At 44.1% G+C, this 21,864-nt stretch carries 21 protein-coding genes and 1 riboswitch; of the genes, 10 read left to right on the plus strand and 11 right to left on the minus strand.

Going from position 1 to position 21,864, the window contains the following annotated elements:
- Positions 1 to 165 precede the first annotated feature (165 nt).
- The 4 genes from ACFP56_RS02545 to ACFP56_RS02560 all read left to right on the plus strand — a co-directional run bounded on the left by ACFP56_RS02545 (position 166) and on the right by ACFP56_RS02560 (position 3,909).
- Positions 166 to 750 (plus strand): LOG family protein, encoded by a 585-nt coding sequence (locus tag ACFP56_RS02545; protein ID WP_379230783.1) that lies wholly within the window; start codon positions 166 to 168, stop codon positions 748 to 750.
- Positions 751 to 809: 59 nt separating this feature from the next.
- A riboswitch (TPP riboswitch) is annotated at positions 810 to 921 on the plus strand.
- 79 nt (positions 922 to 1,000) lie between these two features.
- Positions 1,001 to 1,570 carry an ECF transporter S component gene (locus ACFP56_RS02550; RefSeq protein WP_379230785.1) on the plus strand — a complete coding sequence of 190 codons (570 nt, stop codon included), beginning with the start codon at positions 1,001 to 1,003 and terminating at the stop codon, positions 1,568 to 1,570.
- A 21-nt stretch (positions 1,571 to 1,591) separates the two neighbouring features.
- Positions 1,592 to 3,127, plus strand: coding sequence for an ABC transporter ATP-binding protein (locus ACFP56_RS02555; RefSeq protein ID WP_379230787.1), 1,536 nt, complete (start codon positions 1,592 to 1,594; stop codon positions 3,125 to 3,127).
- Between the two features lie 11 nt (positions 3,128 to 3,138).
- Complete coding sequence (locus ACFP56_RS02560; RefSeq protein ID WP_379230789.1) at positions 3,139 to 3,909, plus strand: energy-coupling factor transporter transmembrane component T family protein; 771 nt, start codon at positions 3,139 to 3,141, stop codon at positions 3,907 to 3,909.
- A gap of 95 nt (positions 3,910 to 4,004) precedes the next feature.
- On the opposite strand, the gene ACFP56_RS02565 is transcribed toward ACFP56_RS02560, so the two are convergent.
- Both ACFP56_RS02565 and ACFP56_RS02570 read right to left on the minus strand, forming a co-directional pair.
- The gene (locus ACFP56_RS02565; RefSeq protein ID WP_379230791.1) at positions 4,005 to 4,970 is read right to left on the minus strand and encodes a TRM11 family SAM-dependent methyltransferase; all 966 of its coding nucleotides are present in this window, start codon (positions 4,968 to 4,970) and stop codon (positions 4,005 to 4,007) included.
- A 16-nt stretch (positions 4,971 to 4,986) separates the two neighbouring features.
- Complete coding sequence (locus tag ACFP56_RS02570) at positions 4,987 to 5,415, minus strand: zinc ribbon domain-containing protein (RefSeq protein WP_379230793.1); 429 nt, start codon at positions 5,413 to 5,415, stop codon at positions 4,987 to 4,989.
- Positions 5,416 to 5,505: 90 nt separating this feature from the next.
- On the opposite strand from ACFP56_RS02570, the gene ACFP56_RS02575 reads away from it, so the two are divergent.
- The gene (locus tag ACFP56_RS02575) at positions 5,506 to 6,171 is read left to right on the plus strand and encodes a uracil-DNA glycosylase (protein WP_379230795.1); all 666 of its coding nucleotides are present in this window, start codon (positions 5,506 to 5,508) and stop codon (positions 6,169 to 6,171) included.
- A 177-nt stretch (positions 6,172 to 6,348) separates the two neighbouring features.
- On the opposite strand, the gene ACFP56_RS02580 is transcribed toward ACFP56_RS02575, so the two are convergent.
- The 3 genes from ACFP56_RS02580 to ACFP56_RS02590 all read right to left on the minus strand — a co-directional run bounded on the left by ACFP56_RS02580 (position 6,349) and on the right by ACFP56_RS02590 (position 9,365).
- On the minus strand, positions 6,349 to 6,696 hold the full coding sequence (locus ACFP56_RS02580) for a hypothetical protein (RefSeq protein WP_379230798.1): 348 nt from the start codon (positions 6,694 to 6,696) through the stop codon (positions 6,349 to 6,351).
- A gap of 78 nt (positions 6,697 to 6,774) precedes the next feature.
- Complete coding sequence (locus ACFP56_RS02585) at positions 6,775 to 8,082, minus strand: DUF445 domain-containing protein (RefSeq protein WP_379230800.1); 1,308 nt, start codon at positions 8,080 to 8,082, stop codon at positions 6,775 to 6,777.
- Positions 8,079 to 9,365, minus strand: a complete 1,287-nt coding sequence (locus ACFP56_RS02590; protein ID WP_379230802.1) for a DUF445 family protein — start codon at positions 9,363 to 9,365, stop codon at positions 8,079 to 8,081. Before ACFP56_RS02590 ends, ACFP56_RS02585 begins: the two co-directional genes overlap by 4 nt.
- Positions 9,366 to 9,476: 111 nt before the next feature.
- On the opposite strand from ACFP56_RS02590, the gene ACFP56_RS02595 reads away from it, so the two are divergent.
- Together ACFP56_RS02595 and ACFP56_RS02600 are read left to right on the plus strand one after the other, a co-directional pair.
- Positions 9,477 to 10,169 carry a response regulator transcription factor gene (locus ACFP56_RS02595; RefSeq protein WP_379230804.1) on the plus strand — a complete coding sequence of 231 codons (693 nt, stop codon included), beginning with the start codon at positions 9,477 to 9,479 and terminating at the stop codon, positions 10,167 to 10,169.
- Complete coding sequence (locus ACFP56_RS02600; RefSeq protein ID WP_379230806.1) at positions 10,166 to 11,620, plus strand: sensor histidine kinase; 1,455 nt, start codon at positions 10,166 to 10,168, stop codon at positions 11,618 to 11,620. Before ACFP56_RS02595 ends, ACFP56_RS02600 begins: the two co-directional genes overlap by 4 nt.
- Positions 11,621 to 11,702: 82 nt before the next feature.
- On the opposite strand, the gene ACFP56_RS02605 is transcribed toward ACFP56_RS02600, so the two are convergent.
- Positions 11,703 to 12,896 (minus strand): metallophosphoesterase, encoded by a 1,194-nt coding sequence (locus ACFP56_RS02605; protein WP_379230808.1) that lies wholly within the window; start codon positions 12,894 to 12,896, stop codon positions 11,703 to 11,705.
- A 154-nt stretch (positions 12,897 to 13,050) separates the two neighbouring features.
- On the opposite strand from ACFP56_RS02605, the gene ACFP56_RS02610 reads away from it, so the two are divergent.
- The 3 genes from ACFP56_RS02610 to ACFP56_RS02620 are packed head-to-tail and all read left to right on the plus strand — an operon-like array spanning position 13,051 to position 16,250.
- Complete coding sequence (locus tag ACFP56_RS02610) at positions 13,051 to 13,764, plus strand: polyphosphate polymerase domain-containing protein (RefSeq protein WP_379230810.1); 714 nt, start codon at positions 13,051 to 13,053, stop codon at positions 13,762 to 13,764.
- Complete coding sequence (locus ACFP56_RS02615; RefSeq protein ID WP_379230812.1) at positions 13,764 to 14,474, plus strand: DUF4956 domain-containing protein; 711 nt, start codon at positions 13,764 to 13,766, stop codon at positions 14,472 to 14,474. Before ACFP56_RS02610 ends, ACFP56_RS02615 begins: the two co-directional genes overlap by 1 nt.
- Positions 14,475 to 14,489: 15 nt before the next feature.
- Positions 14,490 to 16,250, plus strand: coding sequence for a CotH kinase family protein (locus ACFP56_RS02620; protein ID WP_379230814.1), 1,761 nt, complete (start codon positions 14,490 to 14,492; stop codon positions 16,248 to 16,250).
- An 87-nt stretch (positions 16,251 to 16,337) separates the two neighbouring features.
- On the opposite strand, the gene ACFP56_RS02625 is transcribed toward ACFP56_RS02620, so the two are convergent.
- The 5 genes from ACFP56_RS02625 to ACFP56_RS02645 form a co-directional block, all read right to left on the minus strand.
- Positions 16,338 to 17,627, minus strand: coding sequence for an MFS transporter (locus ACFP56_RS02625; protein ID WP_379230816.1), 1,290 nt, complete (start codon positions 17,625 to 17,627; stop codon positions 16,338 to 16,340).
- 216 nt (positions 17,628 to 17,843) lie between these two features.
- Positions 17,844 to 19,340 (minus strand): alpha-glucosidase/alpha-galactosidase, encoded by a 1,497-nt coding sequence (gene melA / locus ACFP56_RS02630; protein WP_379230818.1) that lies wholly within the window; start codon positions 19,338 to 19,340, stop codon positions 17,844 to 17,846.
- A 169-nt stretch (positions 19,341 to 19,509) separates the two neighbouring features.
- Positions 19,510 to 20,421, minus strand: a complete 912-nt coding sequence (locus ACFP56_RS02635) for a helix-turn-helix transcriptional regulator (protein ID WP_379230819.1) — start codon at positions 20,419 to 20,421, stop codon at positions 19,510 to 19,512.
- A gap of 15 nt (positions 20,422 to 20,436) precedes the next feature.
- Entirely contained in the window at positions 20,437 to 21,159 is a 723-nt protein-coding gene (locus tag ACFP56_RS02640) for a nucleoside phosphorylase (protein WP_379230820.1), read from the minus strand.
- A complete protein-coding gene (locus ACFP56_RS02645; RefSeq protein ID WP_379230822.1) occupies positions 21,160 to 21,834 on the minus strand; it encodes a sulfite oxidase-like oxidoreductase in 675 nt (224 codons plus the stop codon).
- Positions 21,835 to 21,864 lie beyond the last annotated feature (30 nt).

A 21,864-nucleotide genomic window follows, 5' to 3' on the forward strand; every position in this document is an offset into this window, starting at 1 on the left:
TCACCTCTCTTTTATATAAGAGTATTAAGCCGTGCAAAAAGTTCATTTTATCTCATAATTTTAATACACGTTCTAAAATTAAGCTAAAAACACTATATATAGGCCTTTTAGTTGTATGATATACTATATTTTGTTTGTACACAAAAAAGGAATAGAGGGAAATTAATGAAAGCAATTGCGGTTTATTGTGGTTCGAGCGTTGGCGCCAGCCCGATTTATCGAGAGATGGCCGTTCAACTAGGCAAGGAGCTTGTGAAGCGTGGGCTTACACTCATATACGGCGGAGCAAAGGTTGGCATTATGGGTGTCGTGGCTGATACTGTGCTGGAAGGCGGCGGAGAAGTAATTGGTGTCATTCCATCCTTGCTTGAGCAGCGAGAAATTTCACATCAAGGGCTAACGAAGCTTTATAACGTTGAAACGATGCATGAGCGCAAACAGTTGATGATCGAACTGGCAGACGGCTTTGTTGCTTTGCCAGGCGGACCCGGCACAATGGAAGAGTTTTTCGAGGTGTTTACATGGAGTCAAATCGGCTTGCATCAAAAACCATGCGGCCTGCTCAATATCAACGGCTACTATAATCATTTAATTTCATTTTTTGAGCATATGCACCAAGAGAAATTTCTTGCTGAAAAATACTTTGATATGAAACTAGTCGCTTCGGAGCCAGCCGAGCTGCTGGACTTATTTGATAAGTTTGTCCACCCAGGGGTAAAAGAGTATCAGTCTCAATCACCGACGTTATAAATTTGTGAAAATAGTATTGTATTATTTATTAATATATTGTAAATTAATCAAAGTTGCATATTGAACCGTCCGGGTGCTTGTGGAATCAGGCTGAGATAGTAGCTAGTAACCGCTACTGACCGTTGATCTGAACTGGATAATACCAGCGTAGAGAATGGTGTTTAGAAGAGGGATTTTCTGACCGTCTGCGTGTTTCCAGACGGTTTTTTTTTGCTTCTAAACATAAATCCATATTAAAGGAGATCTATGCATGAAAAAGTTACAGCTAGTTGATATCGTAGTTATTATTGTTATTGGTATTGTATTTGGCGTCATAATGAAATTTTGGGATGATCTATACAGCGTAGTTAAGCCCATGCTTCCAACTCTGCGCCAGCTCATTTATGGCATGTGGTTTATGGTTGGACCTTTCGCTGCTCTACTTATTCGCAAGCCTGGTGCTGCGCTGTTAGCAAGTCTTGCTGGTGCAAGTCTATCTGCCATTGTTGGCAACGGCTTTGAAGTGTTAATGTATGGTTTTATTCAAGGTTTGGGGGCAGAGCTTGTCTTCCTCGCATTCCGTTATCGCAAGTACTCGATTGCTGTTGCCGGTTTAGCTGGAATCATGTCCTGTGCTGGCGGCTTCCTGCTTGATCTGAGCTACGGGTATGCAGACCTTGAAGCATGGGCCTTGATTGTCAAGTACGGCTTGCGTGTCATTAGCGCATTTATCTTTACTGGAATCTTTGCTTATTATATTGTGCAAGCACTAGAGAAGACGAAAGTGACATCATTAATTCGCCCAATTGATGATTCTGAAATCGAACAGCTTAAGCAATAGAAGGATGAAGGAGCCAACCGCATGTCAACCACAACAGCATTAAGTGTTACGAAGCTTCGTGCCAAATACAGCGGTGAGAAGCAGCTTGTGTTTAATGATCTTACCCTAGCGATCCCTCAAGGTCAAAAATTGCTGCTGCTTGGACCAAGCGGTTGCGGAAAATCAACCCTTTTACAAATTATGAGCGGCATTGTTCCCGATGCTGTTCAAATGCCGCTTCATTCGGAGCATATAACGAAGCCCAGTAACTGGGGCTTCGTCTTTCAGGATCCTGACACTCAATTTTGCATGAGTTATGTCGATGAAGAATTGGCATTTGTGCTGGAAAATCTGCGCATACCTCGAGAGCAGATGGAGTTACTTATGAATGAGGTGCTCAATCAGGTGCAGCTTAAGCTGCCTGCGCTGCATACTCCAATAGCAGAGCTTTCACAAGGAATGAAGCAGCGCCTTGCACTTGCTGCGGTACTCTTGCTGAAACCAGATGTTGTGTTCCTCGACGAGCCTTCAGCCTTGCTTGACCCTGAAGGCAAGCTGCAAATATGGCAAGCCATCCGTCGAACGCTTTCCAACCACACTGTAATTGTTGTAGAGCATCATATCAATGGCATTCTTGAATGGTTTGATCGTGTTGTCGTATTTAATCGTCAAGGTGACATTATAGCAGATGACCAGCCCAAAGTTGTATTTGAACAGCATAAACCTTTTCTCATGCAAGAGGGCATTTGGTATCCGAATATATGGGAGGAGCATTTTCAAGCCCTCCCTAATTCGGCTATAGCTCCATTATTGGATGGTGTGGATCATCGGCCTACATTGCTTGAACTCGAAAATTTTTCGATTGAACGTGGCGGCTTCCGTCTGCATGTAGATTATGCCGCTGCCAAACAAAGCGACTGGATCACGATCATTGGGAGAAATGGAGCTGGCAAGAGCACATTGCTCTACGCGCTGGCTCGTTTGTTAAACAGCAATGGAAGCTATCGCATTTTAGGTGCGGAAGCCACGGATGACATTCCAGATTCGATTAGTTATGTATTCCAGAATCCTGAGCTGCAATTTATAGCAGATCGGATTATTGATGAAGTAACGCATTCCTTACAAGTGAAGCATGCCAGCATTGAGGGCGAAGCTACTACTGATCAAGCACCAGAATCGCGAGCAAACCATTGGCTCCATCGGCTGCTGAAACCAAAACGTAAAAACAAAACTGCGCCAAAGGAACAGCTAATTGCTGAAGCCTCCCAAGCGCTAGAGCAGCTTCACCTGAATGTTCCATATGAACGCCATCCATATGAGCTGAGCATCGGGCAAAAACGAAGGTTAAGTGTGCTGACGGCACTTGTTGAGAAACGCTCTATTATTCTATTGGATGAACCTACGTTCGGTCAGGATGCCCGAAGCACGTTTGTGATGCTGGAGTGGCTGGCTCGCTTGCAAGCAGCTGGCATAACCATCATCATGGTCACGCATGATGAGCAAATTGTAAGACGTTTTTCAACGCAAGTATGGGAGATCGATCAGCAAATGCTGACCGTAACATCCCGAAAAAGATAAGGGGGCAGATGATGAACAACGTTCTGAACTGGTTTACACCTAGCTATCAAACCTGGCTGCATCGCTGCAATCCTTCTTTGAAATTTTTAATCTTATTCGCCATTATGCTGTTTGTCTTTTTTAGCCGAGCGCTTGAGCTTTATATCGGATATATCGTATGCCTTAGTATATTGCTTTGGAGCAGCTGCGGCTTCCCTATACGAAAAATTGCATTGCTCCATATCCCTATTCTGTTCTCAAGCTTATCCTCTGGTATTAGCTTAACGTTATTTGGACGAGGAAATGATGTACTGTGGCAATGGTGGATCATAAAAATATCAAGTGAAAGCATTCATTCTGGCATACTAATCGGTACAAAATCATTGTTGATCGGGATTATTGGCTTACTGCTGCTGTTGACCTCACCGCCAGTCAAGCTGCTTTATTCCTTTATGCAGCAGCTTAGATTCCCTGCCAAGTATGCGTATGCCTTTCTTGCCGGACTGAGACTTGTACCCTTTATGATAGAAGAGGTCCAGCTGCGCAGGCGTGCATTGCGCATCCGTAGAGTTCAACGTCCTACAGGCATTACAGCGGTATATACAACAATTAAGCTGTACAGCATCCCGCTTATTGCACAAGCCATTCGTCGTGCACACCGTATAGGCATCGCGATGGTTGCCAAGCAATTCAACCAGCAGCGAACCTATTATTATATCACAGGATTTTCTTGGCACGATGCAGCATTTGTTATCTTTGCGCTGGCTTGCACCTTTGTTACGATGCTTTTTACCGCGCTATGAGAAACAGTCCTCCTGCTTTTTGCAGCAGCCTTGCAGACGTTATATATAAAATGCCTCAACTACTCAAGTACTGCACTTGAATAGTTGAGGCATTTTTATGCTTGTTCACGATCAAATTGAACGAGCCATACATCTCGCTTGAAATGTGTTTTTTGTACATGTCCAACATCCAAGATCGTAGCTCCGATTGCATTCAGCTCCTGTTCGATCGGCTCTACCGATACGATAACGGCTCGTTTTGCTATGCGTGATAGCGCAAGCAGCATCTCTCTACGCTCTGACTCAGGCAATACCGAGCAATGATTATATGGCAAATCCAGCACGGCAACATCATACGTCTCTTGCAGCAGCCGCATATCGGCAATCTTGATTATACATTTCATGTCAAAGGCCGCCATATTCTCTCTTGCGCCAACCACGGCAAGCGGATTAATGTCGTAACCTTCAACGTGCAGCCCTTGATCAATAGCCTGTAGCAGCACGGTGCCGATTCCACAGCAAGGATCAATGAAACGAATCGAAGAATCAAGCTGTGGAACGGCAATATTTACAATCGCACGCGCTACCCTCGTACTAAGAGCAGTTGAATAATGACGAGGCTTGCGATCATACTGCTGCCAGGTTCCATGGTGAGGCTCATAGCTGCCAACCAGCCATTCCCCCTCCAACTGAATGATCCCTAGCAGCAGCTCAGGCTCCTGCAGATTGACATTCCCACCGACTATAGTGCCAAGCTCCCGCTCCATCCTCCTGCGCTGTTCATAAGGGAACCTAGTCGCCTGACCATTTAAAATCGTTTCAACAGCGACCATTTTGTAAGTCTTCTTTGGCTTCAGTACTTTGGCTTGCTGAAGCAACGCATCATAGCTGCCTGCGCTAAGCCAGACGTGAAGCCGATACTTCATATATGGACTTCGCTGCGCTGATATGTCCAGCCTGCTTTCAACCACCGCAGTGGATTGATGCCAACTAGCTTCCTTGCCAAACAGCTGTCTAATTTCAAGACTGCAAAGCGACAGCTCCTGCTCGTGGGCAATATATCGGTAAATAAAGCGCGTCATTTGCTCGTTGTCGCTCTTATTCATCATCACGCGAAGAAGGCTTTGGCTGCTTCGGCAGCTCGATATAGGTTGGCTCTATCGTGCTCCGCTCTTGTACGATAAAGCTGTTTCCACAGTGCGGACATTGCAGGGCATCAATCGGATTGCTGCGTTGACATGCCGGACACTGCTTCTCATCTGATAAATTTGTAATTTTCAGCAGATTCTGCTCAATTTCCGTTTTAAGCATAGAGATCTTCTCCAGTTGATCGCTAAAATAAGAAAGCTGCAGCTCCTGACCCAGTTCTGCTGCCAATGTTACTTTTTCGCCTATTTCCTTGTACAAGCCATTAATTTCATTCTGCTTGCCAACATTAATTAATTTCAGCCTGTTGATCTCGACAAGCACCTTTGCTTTCATGCCCGCTTCTGAGACACCACTTTTTAATTTATCAATAAAGCTCAAGGCAATCGCTCCTTTACTTCCTAATAGGGTTGATTCTTATTGCCTGCTATAGTATGTTCAAAGTAGATTTGTCAGGAGGGATTACTACCTATGCAGCTTCCTAATAATGATTGGGGAAAACTACTAGAGCCAGAGCTAACTAAACCATACTATAAGCAACTACAACAATATATTATAGCAGAGTATAGCTCATCCATCATATATCCTAAGCAGCATCAAATTTTCCGAGCATTAGAGCTTACGGATTATGATCAAACTCGTGTTGTTATTCTTGGTCAAGATCCATACCACGGCGAAGAACAAGCTCATGGCCTTGCCTTCTCAGTTGAGCCACCTGTATTGCCACCGCCTTCACTTAAAAATATGTTCAAGGAGCTGGAGCAAGATCTCAACATCCTGGCACCACAGCATGGCAATCTTGCGAGCTGGGCAAAGCAAGGTGTCCTGCTGCTTAACACTGTTTTAACAGTGCGGGCGGGCGAAGCAAATTCCCATCGCGGAAAAGGATGGGAAACCTTTACGGATAGAATAATAGAGCTGCTGAGTGAACGAACGCAGCCGCTCATTTTCGTACTATGGGGAAAGCCGGCGCAAGCTAAAAAGAAAAAAATTGCATCGCATCACATCATTATTGAATCCGCTCATCCTTCTCCACTTTCTGCCTACCGTGGATTTTTGGGAAGCAAGCCATATTCAACAATAAACGAGCATCTGATTCAGCTCGGACAGCAGGAAATCGACTGGCGCTTAAATTAGCCATTATCCCTTTAAAATATCGGGTTTGACCTAATAACCAGATTGGGCAACACAAGCGATGTAATACCATTCTATAAATGATTCGCCGGCAAGTAACGTACTTTTTCGCATGTCTGCATTAAACCTAAAAAGTCTGGCTAACCAATGCGCAATCATTGGATTAGCCAGACTTTTTCATTATTTTTTGTCTATAATAAGGGCAACCTGCTGCTTCACTGTGTAGGTATCCTTTAGCTGCTCTTCCTTCAATGCCCCAACTCGAATTAAGCCCGTTATTTTCCCTTGATCGGGCTTGGACAGCATCCGCCACAGCTCCGGATCAGGGAGCGCATTAAACAGCAGCGTCTCATGGTATTCCTTCCGTTCGGATTGAATGAGCCTTACACGATACGATCCAACAGTTTGCTCGGTTACACTTTCACTATTCATATGTTGAACAATTTGCTCCTTCAGCTCTGCAAGCTCCTGTTCAATCGCTTTATTTTTTTGCTTCAATTGATAATAACGACTAATTAGCTTATTCATTTGATCCCTCCTTTATGGACAATCATATGAATAAACTTGGATGAACATTCCAATTGCTTGCAAGCTTTCCTCATTAACTTACCGCAACATATCAAGCAGCGGCTGATACACGCCATGCAGCAAACCATACAGCAGCGCACCAATGACAGCACCAATTAACGCACCGTTAACGCGGATTCGCTGCAGATCTACATCGACCTTACTCTCGATAAATTCGACTAGGCGCTCCTCCGAAAACGTATCGAGCGTGCTGCGTACAATTTGTCCAATTACAACATGCTCCTTTTCGATAAGATGATGCATAAAACGTTTCAGCTTTTCCTCTACAAGCGCTTTGGACAGCTCATCAGACTTAAACCACAGCCAGTATTGATGCAATAATCGAGCAAGCCATTTTTGCAGCTGAGAAACATCACCTGCTGCCTGATCACTAGGCTTTAGCTGCTCTAATAACGACTGCATCACCTGCTGTAGAAAAGGTGCAATTGTCAGCTCCTCCAGCAGCTGACTCTTCCAGCGCTCTAATGCTGCTTCTATATGTTCCTGCTCTAACAGGGCAGCAAGTTCTCCAAGCTGATCGCGCAGCAGCAATCGCAGCTCGTGATCATGATCCTTCAGCTGAGCAAGAAGCAATAGCAAGTCGCGATAGATGACGTCAGCCGCATCATCAAAGTTAACCGCATCTGCCGCTTGTGCGAAGGAAAACAGTGCCTTAGTCAGCCAGCTTCCGCCTCCTTCGCCCAGCATTTTATCCTTCTCAGATTCCAGTAATCGCTTAATTGCTGGCTTAACATCGCTTTGCAGCACTCGTTTTTGCGCTGCATCAATGAGCAAATCAATCAGCTGCTGGTCATAGCCCTTAGCCATCATCGCGCGCAAGCCTTTACTTGCCAGAGGAGCGAGCTTCGCTTGACCTGCGGCCATCATTAGTCGCTGCTCGATCTCGAGAGAAGCCGTTTCAGTTCTTACATTTCTCAAGACAACAGGCAGCAGCTTTGCAATTAGCTCTTCAGCAAGCTTTAAGCTCCACTTTTTTTCGCCCCAAGTGATGAGCAGCTCAGTAAAATTCACCTTGGCTAACTGTTCTTCGATCATTTCCTTATTAAGAAGCTGTTCTTCCACCATATAGACGATGCCTTCTACCAGCTTATCTCGATTTTTTGGAACAATTGCTGTGTGAGGAATCCAGCGCAAGCCTAACGGATGGCGAAATAATGCAGACACGGCAAACCAATCTGCGAGCGCCCCTACCATCCCGGCTTCTGCTATAAATATGAGCGCTTTGGTCCACCACGGGTGATCGAGCTGCCATTGCAGCATGAGTGCAATGGCGAACAGCAAAGCAAGGGCCGCTAAACTAATATTGGCTCGTTGTCTCATTGTCATGCGAGCACCCCTCCCAACGCGAATTGAATCAAAAACAGCAGTAAGCCGATCAAAGCCCCGACTAGTGTACCATTTAGACGGATATATTGAAGATCCTTGCCTGCCTTTTCTTGTACAAGCGCAATTAGCTGTTGCTCATCAAATTGCTCCAGCTTCTCTCTTACCAGTCTCCCGATATAACCATGATTGCGTTCTATAAAGGAGGTCAGAGATGTGATGACATACTGATTGAGCTGCTCGAAAAGATCATGCTGCTCTCCTAAGCGGTCGATCAATTGATCCAGCTGCTGATGAAGCCAGCCAGTCAAGCTCGGCTGCTGTCCTTCTAACGCTGATTGGTCCAGCTGCTCAATAAGCGACTGAATCATTACCTTAACGCGCTGCTCATCCATTACTCCGTTCACAAGAGCCATTCCCAGCTTTCGCAGGCGCTCATCCCACAGCGTAGCCTCCTCAGTCTGGTTCTCCCAATCTGCAACAAGCTCCAGCAATGAAGCTCTCATCTTCTCAATCCACGCATGCTCTCCCTTCTCGATAGCCGAAAGCGTGCTGGAGGCCGTCTGCATTACTTTCGCTGTAAGCTCATCTGCATTTAATCCAGCTATCCCATTAACGAATTGACGCCCTTTTTTATTGTTTTCATACGAACGCAGTGCTGTCGCGATAAACTCTTGAACGAATTTTGTCACTTGCTCCTGTGCAATGAATTGCTGAAGCTGCCTAGCCAGTACCGCTATAATTTTAGAATCATATTGCTCTCGTATTAGCCATTTGATAATTATGCCTGCAAGTACTGTTGGGTGTGTACTATTCATTCCTTGTTTAAGCAGCCGCTTTAACGATACGCTTACAACAGAAGGGTTGCTTACTTTAAGCAAATCAGCAACTAGCTTAACAGTCAGCTCCTTGATCGCTTGCTTGCCGTGAGCGCTTTGCGCATAGCTCGAAACAGCCTGCGCAACATTATAATTTCGCAGCTGTTTCGTAATCATTTCGGGTGAAAGCAACTCGACCTGAACCATATCCACAAGCTCATTAATTAATCGCTGTCGGTTGCGGGCAATAATATTGGTCCCCATCCATTGCGGCCATTTTATTTTTAGCGGCTGTCCGAACAATGCACTTACTGCAAAGGAATCGGCAAGTCCACCAATCACCGCTGCACTACAGGCAGCGAATAATAAGCCACCAATAAAGCTACCCTGATAAGGAAAACTAACAAGCACACCAATGAATGCAATAATAATTGATGCATTAACACTTTGTTTTAAGCTAATTTTCATGTTGTTGCTCCTGTAATTTAGTAATATATGCTATTATACTATCCTTTTTTGATTGAAGCATCCCCACTAACAATGTTAGTATTCCCAGTTAACGTAAATAAGGAGACCAACATGAAGCATTTAGAAGGTATTAAGATTTTACTCGTTGATGATGAAGAAAGTATTTTGCAGTTTTTGGAGCTTGGCTTAAGCAATGAAGGGGCCATTGTCCAAACCATTGCTAACGGAAAGGATGCCTTGGGCATTGCATCAACATTTAGGCCGCATATTGTTATTCTTGACGTCATGATGCCAGAGCTGGACGGCTTTGAAACTTGCAAACAGTTAAAAGCAACTGGTAGTGGAAATGAACTTGCGATTATTATGCTAACTGCAAAGGATGATGTACATGATCGCGTGCAGGGCCTTATGCTCGGTGCTGATGATTATGTAGTTAAGCCATTCAGCTTTACCGAGCTGTTAGCACGTATACATGCTCGTATTCGAAATCAATTTCCAGAGCTGCTTAGCACCGTTCGCTATGGCCTTTTCACATTGGATGATCGTCGCAAGGAGATTATATATGACTACTCAGTACTTGATCTATCGCCTACTGAGTACAAGCTGCTTAAGCTGCTGCTCATCAACAACGGCACTGTTCTAAGTAAAACTGTAATTCTCGACAAAGTATGGGGCTATGATTTTGGTGGAGAACAAAATATTGTAGAGGTCTACATTCGCTCGTTGCGGGAAAAGCTTGGCGATACAGAGCATCGCATTATTCGAACACTTCGCGGTGCCGGCTATAGGATGGACGTACAATGAATACGTTACACGGTAGAATTACAGCCATTACTTTGCTTGTTATAGCCTTTTTGTTTATACTTGTTGGAATTTTGCAATATGCGTTCATGAAGGATTTTTTGTACAACAATAAAGCTGAAGCACTTCAAGCGCAAATTCGCTCCTGGCCGCCTGAGCCTTTCTTCTTGCATCATGAAGAAACTCAAAATCTTCGACCTCCTGGCAGCAATCGCCCTGAGCCTGCCATTATGTTTCAGCCCGGCATGATCGTCAGCTATATTGATAATTCCGGAAAGCAGACGCTGCTGTCTGATACGGATACTGAGCTTACTCCTATTATTTCAGAGGAGCAGTACAAGCAAATTTTTGAAAATGCCCGTAACCATATAGGCGTGCCTTATTATATATTTTCTGACCAAGATGGAAATGAGTATATGGTTGTATTTCGGGAGCAAGCAGGCCGTACAGCTTCAAGGGGGATGCTTCAAGTAAGCATAGAGCTGCAATCTCTGCAAAATCAGCTAATGACACAGCAATTTATATATGTTACTGTCGCATTAGTGGCTCTCATTGCAGGCTCAATTTTGATGCTGTTTAGCTTGCGTAAAACGTTGAGACCACTTCATAGCATGATCCAAGCAGTAGAACGTACCAATGCTGAAAACTTGACCGAGCAGCTGCCAGCCATGCAGCAGCAGGAGCTGAAACAGCTTGCAGAAGCTTATAATAATATGTTGTCGCGTTTAGAGTCCTCCTTTGAATCCGAACGACTAACGAATGAACGCATGCGACAGTTCATTGCAGACGCCTCGCATGAGCTGCGCACACCGATTACATCAATCCATGGCTTTATAGAAGTGCTGCAGCGCGGCGCAATGAACCAACCAATGCAGCTGGAACGATCACTTAAAGCAATGGAGCAAGAGTCAAAACGTATGAAATCCTTAGTTGAAGGGCTGCTCGAACTAGTTAAACAGGATCATGTTAGTCCTCAGCATGAGAATTTTACTGAGATTGAATTGTCGTCGATTTTAGAAAGCATGCTTCTTCAGCTTCAAATAATGTCGGGAGAACGTAGTCTTCAGATTTATTATGAAAAAGCGATCTCCTACTGTATTATGGGAAGCAAGCATGGAATTAAGCAAACGATTCTTAATCTAGTGCATAATGCCATTCAACATACACATGTGGAGGCAGGATGCATCTCCTTACGTTTACAAAAAGATGAGCATCATGTCATCCTGTCAATTACAGACAACGGCGAAGGTATTGCTAAGGAGCACCATCAACATATATTTGAGCGGTTTTACCGTATAGATAAAGCAAGAACACGGTCGCAAGGTGGGGCAGGACTAGGACTTTCCATTACGAAATCTATCATTGATGCGCACCATGGTCAGATTGAAATAGAAAGCGAGCTTGGAGCAGGTACAACTTTCACGATCTTGTTTCCACTACCTAGGTCCGAGTAATATTCTCATTCATAACACCTATTGAATAATCGGGCAGGTGCACCACGATCAGCATACCTGCCCAATTTTAAGCCCCATTTTATTATTTCGTTATACTGAACTGATCCAGCATCTTTCCATTGATATCATACGCGGAATAGGTTAGTACATTCGGCGAAACCTCAATTACTCCGTACATTGGCTGGCCATTCTGAAATGCGATTGCCTGGTAGTCCTTTGCTTTCTTTTCCACATTAAATTTAGTTCCTGAAGCATTCATCGTCACATATATTGGGCCTTTCTCCTGTTCATTTACAGCCCTTCCTCCGATTAAAGGATAGGTACGCGAGTACTGATGATTGTGCCCTTGTAATACGATATCAACGCCATACTGTTCAAACAGCTGTGCCCAATCATCTCCGTCCTTAAACCGACTAGCTCCATATATGCCGCGATGTGTTGATACTATTATCCATTGAGCAGCATGCTCAGACAGTACTTGTTTCAGCCATTTTGTCTGCCCGTCAATATTGCCTTCAGTATTCAAGCTTATATACAGAGCATTTTGATAAACGGTATAATAAGTCGTGTCCTCTAGCGAGTCCTCTGCACCATTGCTAGGCATGTAAAACCGAAAAGAAAATGAGCTCGCATCTCCATCAATTTGCTCATGGTTACCGGTTGTTGGAAGCAACGGAATTTCAGCTAACGGCTGAGCATAGCGATAAAACCATTTCCATTGCTGTTCAATCGTTGGATCGTCTGTCATATCTCCACTATGTACAATAAAAGCAGCTTGTGGCGCCGCATCTACAGCCGCTTGCAGCGTTATCCCCCACTGCTTGAAATCTTCTTCTGTCTTACCCTGACTATCCGCAATATGAATAAATTGAAACGATTCTTCTTCTCCCGCTACCGCAAACGTGTAGTCTTCAGATAAAATGTCATCGCTCGCAGTGATTCGATAAGTATAATCGTTAGGTCCCTCCAATTGCTTAATTTGTACGTGGTACGAATATACCATCTTCCCTTCATGATCCTTATATGAATGCTGATCAGCTTCAAAAACCCTTGCATCTTCCCACCTTTCAGCTCGATGTTTTAACTGCAAAGCAACTCCTTCGATTGCCTGTGACGACAGCCACGAGATCGTACGTTCAGAATTATTCTCGAACGAGAGCGAAAAACCATAAACGTCATAAGCTGTTTGCTGATCTACTCTTAACCATTGCAGTGCAACTACTACTAATATCAGAATGACTACAAACCAACCCATCCACCAATTTTCCTTTTTCATATCTGTGCCCCTTGCATTTTTATTTACAAAAGTTTAACACAAAGATGACTTGACAAGCATTCAGCTATCTTTCAGTTTTGCTTCAGATTCCTATAAGCATCGTCTCCTAGAATGTAACTATCCAGTGAATATACAAAAAGAAATGAGGTGTACAATGAACGAATCCTTAAAATACCGTAATGAATTCAAATATTACATTAGCCCCCACCAGTACGTTCTAATGACTCAAAAATTAAAAGGTATTCTACAGCTGGACCAACATGCCTCAGAAGTCGGCGAATACCACATTCGCAGTCTGTACTTTGATGATGCAGCCAATACAGCTCTTCATGAAAAGCTAGCCGGCGTGCGGGATCGGGTTAAATACCGAATTCGTATTTACAACAAGCTGGATGATGTCATTCATTTCGAAAAAAAAATTAAATTTCGCGATTATATTGCAAAGGTCAAAGAACCGATTACAAGAGAAATGTTTGATCAAATTGTTAAAGGCAATATCGAAGTATTAAAGCAAGGCAATAAACCGCTATTACTTGAAATTTATAATCAGATGAAGCACAAGCTGCTGCGTCCTGTCGTTATTGTCGACTATGTGCGAGAACCCTACGTTCATCGTTACGGCAATGTGCGCATTACGTTCGATAAGTATTTACGGACTGGATTAACTCAAACCAATATTTTTGATCCAGACCTTAAAACGATTGCCGCTCTGGATGATGACAAGATTATTTTAGAAATTAAGTATGACGAATATTTGCCCTCTGTCATTCAAGCGGCCTTACAACTGGAAGGGCTGCATCGAATTTCAGCATCGAAATATGTCATTTGCAGAAAATATAATAAATGCAACAATTGGGAGGATTACTAATGGAATCAACAACTTTAGCTGCATCAGAATCAGCAACAACTTTCAGTGATATGATCAAAAATTCCGTACTGGAAAGCTTCGGAACAGATATTGCATTGAGCGAAATTCTAATATCTCTAGCTATTTCATTCATGATCGGTTTATTTATCTACTTCTTGTATCGTCGAATTTTTAGTGGCGTTCTGTACTCCAAAAGCTTCAATGTCGCACTAATTGGCATGACGATGATTACAGCTACCGTCATTATTGCAATTAATTCAAATCTCGTATTGTCACTCGGTATGGTAGGCGCCCTCTCTATCGTTCGCTTCAGAACGCCAATCAAGGATCCTACAGATCTAATTTTCCTATTCTGGGCCGCAGTTGCTGGAATTGTAACAGGTGCTGGTTTTTACACGCTTGCCGTTATTGGTTCTGTTATTGTTGGACTTATTTTATTTTTCTTTATCAAAAGCAGCAGCCCTGAATCACCTTATCTACTAGTAATCAATTGTGAGCACGATCAGGCTGAACGTTCCATCGAACAGCAAATCGTGAGAGCTGTTAAAAAATTCAACATCAAGCAAAAAACCGTAACGACTGGGAACATCGAAATTACGTACGAGGTGCGCATGAAGGAGCAAGCTGGAGCATTTGTCAATGGAATTTCTACTATTCCTGGTGTTCAAAGCGCAGTGTTGATTAGCTACAACGGTGACTATATCGCTTAATGAGGAGGGAACGTTATGAAGAAGCCTATTACTCGCTTTCTTACAGTGACGCTTCTGCTACTTGCTGGCTTATTAAGTGGTTGTGTATCCAGTTCTACTCCAACTACAAAATCAATTGCTATGATAGATGAGGAAGCGCTTGATGAACATATATTTCCAAAAGACCAAATCATTCATGTAAACATAAAGCTAGATGAAGCCGACTTTCAACAACTATTAGATAATCCTACTGACGAGAAGTATGTTCAAGCAACTGTCGACTATAATGGTTTTTTACTAGAAAACGTTGGTCTGCGCACCAAGGGAAATTCCAGCCTCAGAGCTGTTGCAGGGATGAGTAATTCTGATCGTTACAGTTTTAAGCTATCATTTGACGAATATGTAACACAAAGTATTGGAGGAATCACAAAAATAAATCTCAACAACGAATACTCTGATGCTAGCTATATGCGCGAATTTCTAGCGTATGAAATCGCGGACAAAATGGGCATCCCAACACCTAAGTACTCCTTTGTCAATGTCTATATCAATGGTGAGCTATGGGGGCTCTATACCGCAGTCGAGCAAATAAGCACAAGCTTCATTGAACGTGAATTTCAATCAACGGCAGGAACCTTGTATAAATCTAACGGCGGGAATGGAGCTGATCTTGCAGCTCTAGCCGAATTTGATGAGTACACTGGACTCGATGTCAAGCATGGCTCTGCAAATAAGGAAGCATTGCTAACTATGACTGATGTGTTGAATAATGGGTCCACTTCGCACTATGAAGATGTACTCGATGTCGAGGCAGCACTTAAATTCATAGCATTCAACACAGTAACTGCCAACATGGACAGCTATGCAGGCAACTTCAAGCACAATTACTACCTATATGAACTAGATGGTGTTTTCACAATAATTCCCTGGGATCTTAATATGGCATTTGGCGGCTTTGGAGGGTCGGGAATATTAATGGACGAGCCGACAGGTGTATCGCTCAGCAGCAGACCGTTAATAGCTAAACTTATTGCCGAAGAGGCTTATCGTGAAGAGTATCATGCTATTATTCAAAGCATGCTGGATCTATATTTTAGTGGCGATACCTTTCAGAATCGCGTACTAGAGCTTCAAGCCCTGATCAGTGAAGCGGTAAAACAAGACCCTACTGCCTTCGTTACCTTTGAACAATTCGAAGAAGGTGTTGCATCATTAATAAGCTTTGTCGACACTCAAACAGAATCGATCAGCAAGCAGCTTACGGGTGAAAGCCCCTCCTATGGGGATGGTTCTGGCAGCGGTGGCATGGGTGGTGGTATGGCATTTGGTGGTGCAAATCGTGAAAGACCGAACGGCGCGCAACTGCCTGGCGGTATGCAGATGCCTGACGGTATGCAATTGCCTGGCGGCGCGCAGATGCCTGACGGTATGCAGATGCCTGATCCCGCACAATTGCCTGACGGTATGCAGATGCCTGATGGTGCGCAATTGCCTGACGGTGTGCAGATGCCTGACGGTATGCAGATGCCTGATCCCGCACAATTGCCTGACGGTATGCAGATGCCTGATGGCGCGCAATTACCTGACGGTGTGCAGATGCCTGTTAGGGGCAATCGTGATCAAGGTGAAGGCTTCGGTGGAAGGATGGCATTTGAAAATATGAATGGTGCGTTTTCTTCACTATCATCCATATCATCAGAGCAACAAATCAAACATTTTCGCATGACGCTAATTAGCATAGCGCTTTTGATAGCAGGGTGCTTCATAGTACTTTTTTGGAGAAGAAGGTCTCTGTAAAGATAGAAAACGAGAATAAAAGGCTCTGTCATCATCTGCAAGAAATGATGACAGAGCCTCTATATTAATCTAATCAAATGCTATTCCTCATTTAGAATTGGCCTTTGCTTCAACAGCATCCTTCTCATCAAGTTCAAACTTCTCCGGTCTGATGAACAACAGAATAAGTGACTGTGCAGCTGCCATTAGTAAGATCACTATCGCGAGCCATCTAGATTGCAAATCGCTAGCCAGTAAAACGAGAATGAATATTGCCAATACCCGTCCGCTATTCAAAAATGCCTCTCGCATGACGACCGATTCTACTTTCAGCTGCCCTTTTAGAGGAAGCGCACTTATAAGTCGATAAAAATAAGAGGTCATCGAATTGACGGTTAGCGGATTACATACTGAGAAGACAACCATGAAGATAATGACTGACCACAGCTTGATATCAATCACAAGCAGACATGATGCAGCTATGATGCACATTGTTGCATACATAATATATTTTCTTGCCTGCTCCTTCTGAGCCTTACGAGAAATCACATAACCTGTCGCAACCGTAATTCCAGAAAATAATACTCCAAAATATCCGACCAAATCCTCGCGACCAAGTGCTTGAAAAAGCAAAATATTTGGCAAAAACAGCATAATGCCTTGGAATAACCCAAAAATAAAAAAGCTGCACAGGCTGTAAAACCACAATTTGTTTTTCTTGATAACCAGCCCAACATACTTTAGATAATACGTTTTGTGATGGCTAATAATCGCCTTAATTTTCGTACTTATAAGCGCTGAAATAACGAACATAATAAACGCGATAAGGAAGATAAAAAGATAGCCTTGCAGGCCTTCCATCCTCGCAATAATGGAGCCAGCCAATGCAGGTCCAACTAACCCAGCAGAGTTAAACGTTACCATATTAATCGCTAAATATCTCACGCGATTTCGATCAGTTGATACATCATACTGTAAAATTAAATATCCTGTCCAATAAAAACCAGCCGATATACCATTTAACAGCGCAAACCAAATGTAATAATTTGGTACCGTCTCGCCCGCCAAAATAACGAGCAAGTAAAAAGCGGCACTTAACAATATCCCCCAGCGATACACGACCATCCGATCAAGTTTCTTTGCAATGTATCCACCTACTGCGAAGGCGATTGGCGTCATCGCAAAGTTAACGATATTGTACACTGCGTTAATCGTAAAATCTTGTGTTAAACGCCATAGATACAAGTTCAAAAACAGACCTGACATTGATGCCCCAAATTGAAAGCTTGCATGGATAATTAGAGAAATAATTGCTTCTCTGCCCAATCTCTGATCGGGCGGTACAGAATTGTTGGAAAAATAGCGGCGAATTTTTGCAGTGAGGCTCCACTGTGACATACAGCTTCTCTCCCTTGTATGTAAGTTGATCTCCAGTTATTGATCAGTTTACCATACAATCCAGCCTCGTGAGCAGATAAAGACAAAAAGACCGATATTAATTATCGTTGATACATTCAATGACCCATCCAGCAATGAGAACAATCCAAATAGATTCGACGTCGAGTAATCCCCAACGCTAAGCATCGTCATCAAAGTCGGAGTTTTGAACTACCTCTAAACGCGTTGCTTGCCTTTATCCGATTCTCCGGCATTCCTATTCGCCAATTCACGATCCTGCTCCATTTCCGCTACCGTTTTCACCTTCAGCCTTGCTGCTCCTTGGTACGGCTTTGTCGGGATAAGCGGCCCTGCTGCTAGACGCTGCTTGGCAGCAGCAATCGCCTGCTCATATTGTGGCAGCCACTGCTCTTGCGCTGCGAGCATTTCATCCACAAGCTGCCAAATTTCTTTTGGATTGCAAACCGCTCCAACAAGCGGATCCATCATAAATGCTTGACGCAGCAGTTGGTCATCTCCATGCACTGCTGCCTCAACAGCGAGACGTTGCACGGAAATACTTGCATTGCACACTGCGGCTGGACCTAGCGGCAAGTCACCAACGACAGGCATCGAAATACCATTGCGATCAACATAGCCAGGCGCTTCGATAATGGCATCCGCCGGCAGATTTGTAATAATACCTCGATTGACAACATTAAAATGTCCTCGGTACACGCGACCTGTTTCCAATGCCTCAATAATATAGGAGCCATGCTCCTCTCCTCGATTTTCCTCTATAAATCGCATTGGCTCATCCTTCATCCAATTCGGGAAATCTGTTTCAAACCAATTGCGCCCTTCCGTACATACACGCAAATAGCCTCCAGTTTCACCGTTAATCCATGAGCTTAGATCAATCCAATCATTGATTTCATCACTGCGTTTGCGATACCACGGTACATATTCGCTCAAATGCCCGTTCGATTCTGTACTGTAATAACCAAAGCGGCGCAGCATATCGATTCTTACTTTTTCTGTACGGCTGAAATCAGCATGATTTTCGAATGCCTCAAGCAAGCCAGCTGTTAAATCCTTGCCTTTATGCTTGATTGAAATGTACCAGGTTTGATGATTAATACCAGCACAAATGATATCGACTTCCTTTTTCTCAAGGCCATAAACTTCCGCAATTTGACGATGTCCGCCCTGTACGCCATGACACAAACCGATTGTATTGACTCCTCCATATTGATTGCATGCCCAAGTAAGCATAGCCATCGGATTAGCATAATTGAGCAGCAACACATCTTTGGCGGCTACCTCGCGGATATCGCGGCAAATATTGAGCATCTCAGCAATCCCTCGCTGGCCGTACATGATGCCACCCGCACAAAGCGTATCGCCGACGCATTGATCAATGCCGTATTTGAGTGGAATATCAATATCAGTCGTGAACGCCTCAAGTCCACCTACACGAATCGTACAAATTACATACTTGGCGTCACGTAGCGCTGCTCTACGGTCGGTTGTTGCCGAAATGTTAATGCTCAAGCCGTTTTCATCAATATCACGTTGACAAAGTGCACGTACCATTTCAAGATTTTTCTCATTAATATCAGTAAACGCAATTTCAATATTGTGAAATTCCTTCACCGCAAGCAAATCGCGCAACAAGCCGCGCGTAAATCCGATTGAACCTGCTCCGATAAACGTAATTTTAAATGTGGACATTAAAACGCCTCCTTGTCATTTGTCGCCTTTATTGTAGCAACATTGACCAAGGAAGCGTTATCGGGTTTGTGACTATTATCTATACATACCTGTCAACTATTCTAACCTTTTTAGAGGTAGGTTAAAAATTGGGACTTTGATGACGATGTTGTGCGTTGTAGCAACTAGCTTACCATTTGCGTCCGCCGTAGTATTGGCGGTTGCTTTGCTCGCGGTACTGTACAGGTGTTAGTCCAGTATGCTTTTTGAATAGCTCATGAAAGTATTGGCGGCTGTTAATGCCGACAAATTCGCATATATCTGTTATTGCAATATCTGTTTCTCGCAGAAGCATCATTGCCTTGTCCAGTCGAAACTGGTTGAGATAGTGAATGATTGTCGTGCCTGTCTCCGCTCGAAAAACACGCTGCAAGTAATTAGGATGGACGTTGACAGATTGGGCAAGCTGCTGAACAGTAAGTGTACCGTCGTAATGCTGCTGAATATAGCTTTGCACCTGTCTCACATAATGCTGAGCTGCAGAGACACGTGGGGCCGAGTCAGCTGATGCTCGATACAGTCCTGCAATGAGCAGCATAAGCTGCGTGAACAGCAGCTCCTGCTTCAGACTTCCCTGATCAAGCTGCTGATCGAGCTCCAGCACCAGACTTTTCAGCGTCGCATACACTTCATCAACATCGCGCAGGACAACATATGCACCAATATGACGCAAAAGGTAGGCAAGCTCCTCGCTTTGCTCGGCGAGCTCGCTTATCGTTGGCAGCACTTGCTTGCTGCCTTCTTGAAAAGTAAACTCTACATTCAGCATTCTGCAGCCGCCTTCTTCCGTTACCAGCAAACGATGCGGTACCTTGCCATCCAGCAAAATGAACTCGCCCTTTTTCATTTGAAGCAGAGTCGGTTCAGATGCATCGGCTGCCAGCAGTTCAATATGGCAGACCCCATTAATGACATACATAATTTCAACAGAAGCGTGCTGGTGAAAGCTCATCTCATAATTGTTCCACTGTTTATAATAATAAGCGCTGAACAACGGCTGTCTGGCATGCTCTAGCTGATGCGCATGAAATAAATTGCCCATCCTACCTCACCTGCTTTATAATGCTAATGCTGCAATAGCCTCTAATGCTGCTTGAATTTCACGTTCAACGGCATCGCTTACTGCCGTTGTGTGCGGATCGTAATCTGCTGCCAGATCAGCATCAGCATAGCCGTCCAACGCAACGATAGCGCCTGCACGCACACCACGAAGCGCAGCTATAACATACAGCGCCGCTATTTCCATCTCAACGGCTAGCGCACCTGCTGCTTTATATTGCTGATGTGGAAATTCCACTACTCCGTTAAAGAACACATCAAGCGTGACCGTTAAGCCCTTCTTTACAATACCACCTTGAGCCTGCGCTGCTTGGTAAAGGGCTTGAACCACTTCACTATCCCCAATTGCGGGGAAACCATCAGGCACAAGCTGTTTGGTTAGGCCATCCGTGCGGATTGCGCCTGTGCTGACAATCAAACTGCCAGCTGGGTGCTCCGCCGAGTAAGAGCCAGCAGTGCCGACACGAATCAGCGTATGTACGCCACCCTTAATCAGCTCCTCAAAGCATACCGCAGCACCAGGACAACCAACTCCATGACTAACTACTGCTAGCTCTACTCCTTTATATGATCCAACAAACGTACGATATTCGCGCGCGTACGCCAGCTCCTTCACATTCTCCAGCTTATCGGCAATTTTTTTTGCACGTCTTGGATCGCCGCATACGATTGCCAGCTTTGGCAGCTGCTCCGCGTTTACTTCTAGAATGGATAAATACATTTAATCGTACTCCTTCCCATGCCATTCGTCCTCTGGCAAATCAAAGCCTTCTCCAGAGAAGCGCTGCTCGGCAAAAGGCTCAGCATAGTTATGGAAGCCATTCTGCTCCCAGAAGCCTGGCGCATCCTCTTTCATAAATTCAAATCCAGTGATCCACTTGCAGCTTTTCCAGAAATACAAATGAGGGACGATTAAGCGCATAGGTCCACCGTGCTTTGGTGTCAGCGGCTCTCCCTCATATGTATGCGCGAGCAATATATTATCGCGCAGAAGATCCTCCAGCGGTACATTTGCTGTATAGTCATTATCGCCATGTACCATGACGTACTTCGCGTCAGCCTTTACACCAAGTTTAGGGAATAAATCAGTAAATTTGATGCCTGTCCAATGTGTATCGAGTTTAGACCAGCGTGTTACACAATGGATATCACACGTCATATCTGTTTGAGGCAAGCTCATCAATTCGTCAAAGCTAAAGGTAAGTTCCTTTTCCACTTCTCCGAAAATTTTAATACTCCACGTTGCCATATCATACTCGGGTACTTCTCCCTCGTGCAGAATTGGAAAACGATCAGTAACTGTTTGACCTGGCGGCACACGATGCGCCAGCTCGGGTGGAACATTTACTGCCAATGGAGCTTTTGTTTTTTTCAATCGCTCAGCCTTCTTATGCATCATACATCCTCCTCAATTTGTGCTTGTATG

The sequence above is a fragment of the Paenibacillus septentrionalis genome, assembly GCF_042659865.1.
GTDB lineage: Bacteria > Bacillota > Bacilli > Paenibacillales > Paenibacillaceae > Pristimantibacillus > Pristimantibacillus septentrionalis.